The 9,326-nt window shown below is 60.7% G+C and carries 9 protein-coding genes and 2 pseudogenes; 4 read left to right on the forward strand and 7 right to left on the reverse strand.

Annotation, left to right across the window (positions count from 1 at the left end):
* On the forward strand, positions 1 to 168 hold a 168-nt coding region (locus tag AWB68_RS50960), incomplete at its 5' end, for a SpoIIAA family protein (RefSeq protein ID WP_143282014.1).
* 366 nt (positions 169 to 534) lie between these two features.
* Entirely contained in the window at positions 535 to 1,239 is a 705-nt protein-coding gene (locus AWB68_RS39900) for a hypothetical protein (RefSeq protein WP_087649694.1), read from the forward strand.
* A gap of 94 nt (positions 1,240 to 1,333) precedes the next feature.
* On the opposite strand, the gene AWB68_RS48560 is transcribed toward AWB68_RS39900, so the two are convergent.
* The 6 genes and pseudogenes from AWB68_RS48560 to AWB68_RS39925 all read right to left on the reverse strand — a co-directional run bounded on the left by AWB68_RS48560 (position 1,334) and on the right by AWB68_RS39925 (position 6,138).
* Positions 1,334 to 1,510, reverse strand: a complete 177-nt coding sequence (locus AWB68_RS48560; protein ID WP_160110156.1) for a hypothetical protein — start codon at positions 1,508 to 1,510, stop codon at positions 1,334 to 1,336.
* Positions 1,511 to 1,741: 231 nt separating this feature from the next.
* Positions 1,742 to 2,204, reverse strand: a pseudogene (locus AWB68_RS39905) (AMP-binding protein); the annotation flags it as partial.
* 231 nt (positions 2,205 to 2,435) lie between these two features.
* On the reverse strand, positions 2,436 to 3,734 hold the full coding sequence (locus AWB68_RS39910) for an MFS transporter (protein WP_087649695.1): 1,299 nt from the start codon (positions 3,732 to 3,734) through the stop codon (positions 2,436 to 2,438).
* Positions 3,735 to 3,798: 64 nt separating this feature from the next.
* Positions 3,799 to 4,080 carry a MaoC/PaaZ C-terminal domain-containing protein gene (locus tag AWB68_RS39915; protein WP_087649696.1) on the reverse strand — a complete coding sequence of 94 codons (282 nt, stop codon included), beginning with the start codon at positions 4,078 to 4,080 and terminating at the stop codon, positions 3,799 to 3,801.
* Positions 4,077 to 5,318, reverse strand: coding sequence for a CaiB/BaiF CoA transferase family protein (locus tag AWB68_RS39920; RefSeq protein WP_087649697.1), 1,242 nt, complete (start codon positions 5,316 to 5,318; stop codon positions 4,077 to 4,079). The genes AWB68_RS39915 and AWB68_RS39920 overlap by 4 nt, the downstream gene beginning before the upstream one ends.
* Position 5,319: 1 nt before the next feature.
* Positions 5,320 to 6,138: an enoyl-CoA hydratase/isomerase family protein gene (locus tag AWB68_RS39925; RefSeq protein ID WP_160110157.1), complete on the reverse strand. Its 819-nt coding sequence runs from the start codon at positions 6,136 to 6,138 to the stop codon at positions 5,320 to 5,322.
* Positions 6,139 to 6,243: 105 nt separating this feature from the next.
* Between AWB68_RS39925 and AWB68_RS39930 the strand changes: the two genes are divergently transcribed.
* Positions 6,244 to 7,170: a LysR family transcriptional regulator gene (locus AWB68_RS39930; protein ID WP_087649699.1), complete on the forward strand. Its 927-nt coding sequence runs from the start codon at positions 6,244 to 6,246 to the stop codon at positions 7,168 to 7,170.
* 1,060 nt (positions 7,171 to 8,230) lie between these two features.
* Entirely contained in the window at positions 8,231 to 8,374 is a 144-nt protein-coding gene (locus AWB68_RS48565; RefSeq protein ID WP_160110158.1) for a hypothetical protein, read from the forward strand.
* Positions 8,375 to 9,176: 802 nt separating this feature from the next.
* Here AWB68_RS48565 and AWB68_RS51935 read toward each other — a convergent pair.
* Positions 9,177 to 9,326 (reverse strand): annotated as a pseudogene (locus AWB68_RS51935) (IS91 family transposase); the annotation flags it as partial.

Here is a 9,326-nt window from a genome sequence, read left to right on the forward strand (position 1 = left end):
ATAACGCTCGGCGTTTCCGTGGCCCGCAAGGTCACGCGCGCCGCCGTGGTGGCCGATGCGGGCTGGATCCGTGCCTCGATGCATCTGGCGCGGCTCTTTACGAAGGCCGAAGTCAAGACGTTCCACGTCAACGAGCTGGAGCAGGCGCGCGTCTGGATCAACGCCTGAGCGCCGCCTGGCGAATTTCGTAGCAGTCCGGCTGCACGTCAGAGCGCGATTGACCTGCGCGATCAAGATGCCATTCACATTCGCGCTCTTGCTTGCGCTGGCGGCTAAGGGGTGTTCGCGCCTGTTCGATTTTTCTGAGACCGGTCATCCAAAATTGGCCAAATACTGAAAGGCTCGAATGACCGGACTGGCCGAAGCAACGCTTCAATATTGCGAATTGAATGGCGGGTTTCCGAGTGGAGCCGACGCCTGTCTGAGCGAAGTTGCTCGCGAATTACGCTTCATGGTCGATTTTCGCCGAGGTGATCGGGCTGAATCGTTACAATGACCCAGATGAGTTCCCCTTCGACAGCATCGATGCAAGGCATGCTGACTTCCTTTTTCCGGAGCGGCGACACCATCCGGAGTCGGCGCGTAAGTGACATCGTTTTGTCAGACACGCTCGACGTGCCTGCGCCATCCTCACGCCTGCTTGCGGATTGGCAAAGAGAGACTTCGTCGCGGCTCGTTCTGGAACCCGGGGATGTCGAGGCGATGCCTTTGGCGCGAACGCAAGCGCGCTGGCCTGACTACAAGCGCTGCGTGCAGGCAATTTCCGACTGGACGTGCGCGCTTGGACTGCCCGCCGTGCTTGCTTCCAGTGACGTAGCGCTTATGGCGTGTCGTGGCGCGAGGTACCACCATGACGGTGCGCAATATGGCGGTGCGGCCTTTTGCAATCTCTTCCTGAGCGAGGACAGGGGTCTGGACTTGCATTTTCCCTCTATGGGCCATCGCATTCCCCTGACCCGGGGAACAGCCGTGATATTCGATACTGTCCAGCCGCATGGCGTCATTCAGCGCGGCAGCGGCAGTTTTAGGGTGGCCGACTTCGCGCCGGACCAGGATTGCATTCAGATATTCCTGACCTGGGAGCTTCCCATCGCAGACGCCCACGTTGGGCAAGCACTCAAGGTGGTCTTCGACATCGCCCGTTCGACCTCACCGCAACTGGATGAAGAGCAAGTCTGGTTGAACGGCGCACCCGCCGCTGTGTGCCCAGAAACTGGTCGCTGGTACCAGGTTGACTAGTTGATCGGGGTCACAGCTTGGTCCTGCGATGGTACGCTGGAGAGGCCTTTGTTCAGGGCGATAGGCGGATGCAGCGAGCGCCGCTGGGCTAGTGTCAACGATCTTCAGGCCTTGAAATCAAACCCATCAAGCGGCGACGCCAAGCCGCAAAGTACGGGGCCAGCTCCGCAGCCTCGGCGGAATTACCGCTGTCAGCAGTCTGGCGCGTATCAATGATCGGCGGCGCACGACCCGTGAACTGCCCATAGATCATCGCGTCGAAGCCGCCCACAGCACACTCGTTCTCGGCGTCACATCGCGCTCGAATTTCCCCGCCATGTACCGGTGAAAGTCGTAGATCTAGCCGAGCTGTTTTCGGTTTCCTGCCCAACCGTGTCCCGAACTGTCGCTCATCAGCCAGAAGGGACATAGCGCGGCCTCGATAGGTCATTGCCCCCGAGTTCTACGTGAGGTGGGTTCGCCGGGCTTAACTGACTTCCCTGCTCCATTGCTGCCCAGACCCCATATTCTCCAGGTCGATGGAGCCAATCCATTCGCCACCCGACTTGATGACGTCCTTGCTGCGATCAGTGATTTGCATGAAGCCATCGGCACCGATGTTCGCAACATCGCCGGTCGGGAACCACTCTTGCCCCTCGTGATCGATCTGCAGTGGACTGGCCCCCTCGCTCCTGAAGTAGTCGCGCACCACCGAAATGCCCACGCACCAGCAGATCACCAGAAGTCGCGCCGTCCCAAGGCAACTCCATGCCGTCCGCGCCAACGATCTTCATGTCGACGCCATACACTGCGCGGCCCTGTTTGGATTGCACGGCATAACGCTCTTCCTGGGGCATCTCGACGTGCCTCGCCTTCATGGTGCCGACGGTTCCGATCGGGCTCAGTTCAGTCATTCCCCAGACGTGCAATACGGCGACGCCGTAGGTTTCCTGGAACTTGCGCAAGATGGCCGGGGTACAGGCCGCGACACGGTGTGCTAAATCGGCGGTACCGCTGCTTGCAGCTCGGCAATTCGCTGACGGGATCGGCGAGGCGAAGAAGTACCGCGAAGCCCAGAACATGATGCCAGCGCCGAGCGTGAACGAAGACCTGGCCATGATTGCCATCTGGCGCGCTCACTGCAATGTGAGAGAACTTTGAGTCGCTGGAAGTCCACCAAAACATAAGGGAGGCAAGGGATCAAGCGCCGCGAAAAATCAGTGCGCCTGCACAGCGGGGCCGCCCGACAGGTCGAGCGCGACGCGCCCCTGGCGCACCTTGCGCGCCAAGTGCCAGAACAGCAGCCCCGAGGACAGCGTCAAGATGTCGGTCGCGAGCAGCACTATGGTTAGTGCGTGGGTGCTGCCTAGCTTCATCAGGGAGTCGCTGGCCATGCCGACTGCCACCGAGCCACCGCCTATGGCAAACAAGTTGAGCAGCAACATCGAGAAGCCCGTGAGGGTCGCGCGCATGTTCGCTGGCACCAGCGCCTGAAGCAAAGTCATGCTAGGCCCGTACAGCGCGAGTGGCAGGAAGAAGCCGGCGCACATGCCCACATAAAACAGCGGCGAACCCGCTGGCACGAAGCGGTAGGCGATCATGAACGGTGCGCACAGCGCGATCAGCAGCACCATGAAGCTGGCGCGGCCGCCAGCGAAGCGCTTGGCAAGGCGGTCGCTCAGCACACCGCCAACCAGGCCCCCAAGTATGCCGAACACGATCTGCAACGCACCAATGGTCTTGGCGATGCTGGCCGCGTCGAAGCCGCGCTCACGCACCATCCACAATTGGGTAAACGCGAAGCTTGCGTACACCATGTGGAACAGCACAAACCCCACAAGAGCGAGCAGCAAGGCATGGTTCTGGCCGACCACGCGGAGCATGGCTCTCATCTGGGCGACAAAGGGCTCCCCGCGCTGCGGCGTCGCATTTTGTTCACGCCCTTGCCCGCGCTCCTCGCGCAGGAAAGCCAACGGCAATGCCATCACTACCCCGACAATGCCCAGCACCGTATAGGTCGAGCGCCAGCCGAGGCTTGCACCGAGGTGGCCGGCCAGCAGAAAACTTAGGCCAGTGCCAACTGGAATGCCGATGAAGAAGATGCCGATGGCCGTGCCGCGCCGCTGTTCCGAGAACAATTCGACAAGCAACGCCACCGCCGCCGGCACCAGGGCGGCCTCGCCGGTGGCGACGAAGAAGCGCGCGAGAGCCATTTGCTCGAAGTTATGCGCATGCCCCGAAGCGGCCGTGCAAACGCTCCAGATCAACATGCCGGCGGCAATCACGCGCGGCCGGCTGAAGCGGTCCGCCAGCGAGCCCAGGAAGACCGCCATCACACCGAAGCTCAACACCCAGACAGCGCCGACCAGAAAGCCGTACTGCCCGTTGGTGAGCATCAGGTCCCTGGTGATCTGCGGCGAAAAGCCAAGCAGCATGTTGCGATCGATCTGGGCCATCACACTAAGCACGATCAGGGTGATCAGGACGGCCGCCGGACTTTTTTTCCAAGATGTCATGTTTGTCTCCTCGTGGTGCATGATTTCTCTCTCATCGCAGAGAAGAAGGTCACGCCCATCCGAATTAGTAGTTGTGTATCGTGATGGCCTGCGCCATCAGCATCGGGATCAACGACAGTGTCAGCAAACCACGCGCGATGTCTCCTCGAAAGGGACCCGATGCGGCCCGAACCGTGTCGACATGGATCCATTGGTGATCGCCAGTGGCTGCGGCGAATAAATCGATCCCGGCCTGGTCGACCGTCATCCAGTCACTGCACGCGAGTTCCTCACCGACGTGGTTCTGAAGCGCCTGCAGGTTCTCAAACTCGCGTGTCGATGGACGGTGCATGGTTTCGGCAGTCATTGGTTTGCCTTTTCAAGGGATGCGACCTTGATGACGCGGTCGCGAAGCAATTGCTCGATGCGCGCTTCATCCAGTTGGGCCAGGCGCGCGAGGACGGCACGCGTGTCCTGGCCGACCTCGGGCCCTGTGTGTCGAACCGCACCCGGTGTACGCGACAACTTGGCTACCAGACCGGCCATCGCGATGGGTCCCAAAGACGGGTGCTGATGGCTCACGATCGCCCCACGCTGGTGAAAATGCCGGTCCGCAAATGCATCGGCGATGGTGTTGGTCAACGAACTGGGCACTTCGGCCTCGTCGAGCAGACGGATGACCTCGGCACTGTCGAGCGAACCCGTCCAGCGACTGACCTCCTGATCGATGGCGACGCAGTGGGTCGCGCGGGCGCGAATGGACGCGAATCGCGGGTCTTGCAGCAGATCGGGACGCTCCATGACGCGGCACAAACGGGCGAAAATCGGATCGTTGTTGGCCGCGATCAACACGTAACTGCCGTCCCGGGTCGGGTAGACATTGTTCGGGGCCAGCCCTGGGCATTGCGATCCCTGGCGGTTGGCAATCACGCCGAGGCGGTCGTACGCTGGGACATCGGGCTCCAGCATGCTGAATGCCGCCTCGAAGAGCGAGACATCGATCACCTGGCCTTTGCCTGAACTTTCGCGCTCTAAAAGAGCCATCGCCGCACCGAACGCGGCATAGATCGCGGTCAGGTAGTCGGTCAACGCCACCGAGACGCGCGGCGGTATCTGGTCAGGCTCGCCATTGAGGTGGCGCAAGCCCCCGTACGCTTCGCAAATCGTCCCATAGCCAGGCTTGTAGCTATTCGAGCCGGTCTGGCCATAGCCGCTGATACGCACCAGCACCACCCCTGGGTTGTCGCGACTCAGAACCTCGTAGCCCAGCCCCAATTTTTCAAGCTTGCCAGGGCGAAAATTCTCGACCACGACGTCGCACTGGGCAGCAATGGCGCGCGCCAGCGTGCGACCTTCCTCCGTCTTCAGATTCAGTGCAATCGACTGCTTGTTGCGCAGAATGCTCGCCGCATATAGCGAGATGTCGCCTTCGTGGAGGCCCATCTGGCGGACGGGGTCGCCCTCGAAGGGCTCGATCTTGATGACCTCGGCGCCGTAGTCGGCCAACAGGCGGGCACAGGCGGGTCCGGCGACCGTCGAGCACAACTCGAGCACACGACGGCCAGCCAAAGGACCGGCGAAAGAGGAAGCGGGGGTAGAAGTCATGTTATGCATCCTTGAACATAGGAGGGCGACGATCGCGCCAAGCCTGAAGTGCTTCGGCGAAGTCCGGTCCGTCTTCGAAGGGCTCACGGAGCTCGCGTGAGAGTTGCAGTGCGTCGGCCACGTTCAGGTCGAGACTGCCCCGGATCAGGACTTTGGCCGCGCGCACTGCGGCCGGACTGTTGGCTGCGATAGCCGCAGCCAGGTCGGCCGTGGCTTCCCGCAGGCGATCTGCCGGCACGACCTGGTCCACGATGCCGAACTCAAACGCCTCGCGGGCCGGAATTGAACGTGCGCTGAAGACGAGCAAACTGGTACGGCCGCGGCCGATCATCTTCGTGAGCCGCACCGGCCCTCCGCCGCCCGGAAAGCCACCGGCCCTGAGTACCTCGGGAAGCGCAAACACCGCGTCATCGGCTGCGATACGGATGTCGCATCCCAGGGCCAGTTCCAGACCTCCGGCGACGGCAGCGCCATTGATCATCGCAATCACGGGGCAGGGAAAGCTGTCGAGCAATTCGATCGCACGCAGCGCGGTGGCGCGCTGTTCGCGCGTCTTCGACGCGCCCTTGGCCAGCCGCTCCTTCAGGTCGCCCCCCGCACAGAACGCGGTGCCGTCACCACCGAGGACCAGCACGCGCAGCGTGCGCCGCTCACGCAGCAGGCTCAGGCACTCGACCAGTTCCTGAACGAGTTGGTGACTCATCGCATTGCGGTGCTCGGGGCGACTCAGCCACAGCGTGCAGACCGGGCCATCGACACCTTCCAGTCGCAGCGTCTGCCAAGACGGGAGTGGAGAAGAAAGTATGTGATTGAGGTTCATGAAAGTAGGTGATTGAGGTTCATGGGTGCATGATGTTCCCGACATATATGCACGTCCAATGAGTTATTATTCAAATTTGAATGCAATTAATGCATCGATTGGCCTATGAACCTTCGGAACCTGCGTTATTTCGTCGGTGTAGCTGAGACAGGCAGCGTCTCATTGACCGCCGAACTGCTGCACCGCAGCCAGCCTGCGGTGTCCCGCGCCATCCAGGAATTGGAGGCGGAGCTGGGGGTCTCGCTCTTCGTGCGCGAGGGCCGGCGGATCACGCCAAGCGCCGAAGGCTGGGGGCTGCTGCCGCACGCGAGGGCCGTGCTGCGTAGCGCTGACGACCTTGGTGCGCGCGCGCACCAGTTCGCGTCTGGCAAGGTGGCCGTCCTTCGCATCGGCGCTGCCGCCAGCACGGTCGAGAGTGTGTTACCGCGCTTGATCGCGATCTACACCGCAGCTCAGCCAAGCGTCGAAGTGACACTGACCTTGGACAGTGGAAGCGGCTTGCTGGCGGCACTCGAACGCGGTGAACTCGATGCCATCTTGACGCGCGAGGTGAACAACGAATTCCTGGAGTCCAAGTGTCTTTTTCCGATGCATGTGGTCGCGGTAATGCAAAAGGGGCACCCGCTTGGATCACGTCGCATCCTCTCGGTCGAAGATCTACAAGATGAAGGACTGCTGCTCGGACCCAAGCCCTTCACCAGCCGCATGCTGTTCGACGCTGCTTGCCGCGCGGCCGACATGTCCCCGAAGATCATGCTTGAAAGTCCGTTTCAAGGAGCGCTGCTTGCATTGGCCGAAGTCGGCCACGGTGTCGCCATCCTGCCCTCGACGATGCGCCTTGCAGGCCGCTCGGTGACCGCGCACGCACTCCGCAGCGACAATGTGCCAATCGGCACTTGGACAGCATTGGTTTGGGATAGGCGGCGCCGAACCGCACAGGTGGACGCGTTTATCCAGATCGCCGCCGCTACGCTGCGCAATGACTACCCGGGTGCCGACCTTCGACTGCCAGCGCTGGCAGTCAATCGATAGCTAGTCCGACGCAGCGCGCGTCATCAACCACATTGGCCGACTCTCCCTTGAGGTGTATATCCGCCCGTGTCTGCCAAAAGTCGAGACATTCCGGCAACCACCAGTGGCCGCAGACCCGTTCTCAAATGTGTAGCTAGATATGTAGCTGGAAGGATTTCCCGATTAATTTACTAATGCCAATCCCCTATCAGACAAGGCTCGAGGCAAATACACTCGAACAGTACGATCGTTCCGGTATCGTGACCGCTGATTCCGGACAGCCGGGAAATCGGTCAAGTTCGCCCGGAATGGGCGGTTGCTAAAAGCCTTTCGTGATATCGCAGCTCAGGGCTGCGAGGTTGCTATGAGATCTTCGAAAAGACTTCGGCCAAAGCCTTCGCAACGGCTACGCTCTAACTTCTGCCCCCTGCGTCAGGCGAGTTCGCCGGGGGTAACTGACTTCCCTGCTCCATTGCTCCCCAGACCCCATGTACGGCACGTGGCAATGCGAACGCGAAGTTCAGCATTTGGGGCCCGCAGCTCCTCGTCGACCTGTCGCAACTGCTGGGCGGCCCATCGACAGGGAGCCGGGATTTCTGCCGACGGGGGGCTCAACGATCCACCCGCCGTCATCCAGGGGAGGCACCAGCGGAAAGATCTTTTCATTCAGCCGTTTGGTCTGATTCATCGTGGGTTATCCACAAGTCTTTCAACAGAAACGGTGGATAACTGCGCTTTCGGCGCGGTGCCATTGATGAACACTCACATCGGCATGCCAGCCAAGCGCGAATCGTGCTCCCTTCAGCGTCAGTACCAACATAGTCTTTGTCCAAGGGTCCGCATTCGGCCATTTAGCCGCGGTAGGGGAAATGCCGTGAAGCAGCCTCGAAGTGAGCGCCTATAGACGTGGGCACGGTCGCTGGCCCAACGCAGCCTCGTCGATGATGCGCGACAACGCGCGCGACGGAACCCAGTGGCCTCCTTGCGCGACGAATCGAGCACTCGCATTGACGACAGTCGGGCTGCGGGTAAAGTGGGACCCGGCAATGACCGGTGCCTCGAGCGACTCCACGAGAGCACTTTGCTGTTCTTCGAATCGGCGTGGATCGAGGCGACCGTCGGCATCAAACGTGAGGATGGAAAACGTGCTTCAAACGATGCGCACAGGCTCTCGGTCCATCAACTCGACAATCACGTCGGCCATGCGTACTCGTTGACCTGCTAAGACGGGCAGACAGAGCTTTGCCGGATCTTGCAACATCCGCTCGAACTTGGTAGTCGACAATCGCCAGAGGGTATTGCCTCGATCGAGGAGGAACCTTCGGCAAAAAAGTCCCATGGTGGTAATCCTTGCATCAACTTTGATCTTCACGACGCTCGGTGCAATCCAGATCGCATCTGCCGAACGAGACCTTCTGCCTGCCAGTTTTGAACGTCATGCTCCAAGCGTATCAATTTTCTGTGCTTCTGACTTTCGACCATGCCTGAACGAAGGTAGCTTTCGAGGGGCAACGGCCAGTCATCCCGCCGAATCGACCGGCAAGTGCTCGGCCATTGCGGTCGTTGGTTCAACGACATGACAGCGGCAGGTGAGGATCCTATTGCCGTCATTCAGTGGCCGGTTGAATTTGTCGATCGTGAATGACCGCTGTCGGGGAAATCGAATGTTCGTTGACGTTAAGGTTTATTCGATGCCTGCCATCAGCCGTAGGAATGTGCATGCCTCCGCGCATGTCGGCAGGCGTCGAATAAGCCCGATGGAGGAAACCGCGGAGTGCCCCGATGCGGTTGGAGGTTTCGCGGCTATGGCGATTGATAGGCCGGAATGGTCAGTGGTGTCGGATGCGGCACGATCAGGCGGGGTGTCGGACGGGCGCTGACGCCGTAGCGAAGCGGTGCAGTGATGCATTCGCGATGATGAAGCGAGCGGGCGAGGCGCCTCACGAAACGACACACGCAAGCGTCCGCCCCTGGGCCGCGTTGCCGCAGCGCCAACTTTGGACAGGCAGATCGAGAAACCGTGGAGTTCATGTTGGATCCCGATGCATTGGTGGTGCACGGATCGGGGCGCTGCGCGCGAGGATTTCGATGACGATCATTGGTGCGCCGCAGTGCCGGCAGATGAAGACGGGGCGGGTTTCGATGATGGCGTTGTCTGGTGACGGGCTGATCTCGGG

Origin of the sequence: Caballeronia choica (genome assembly GCF_001544535.1) — a bacterium.
Taxonomy (GTDB): Bacteria; Pseudomonadota; Gammaproteobacteria; order Burkholderiales; family Burkholderiaceae; genus Caballeronia; species Caballeronia choica.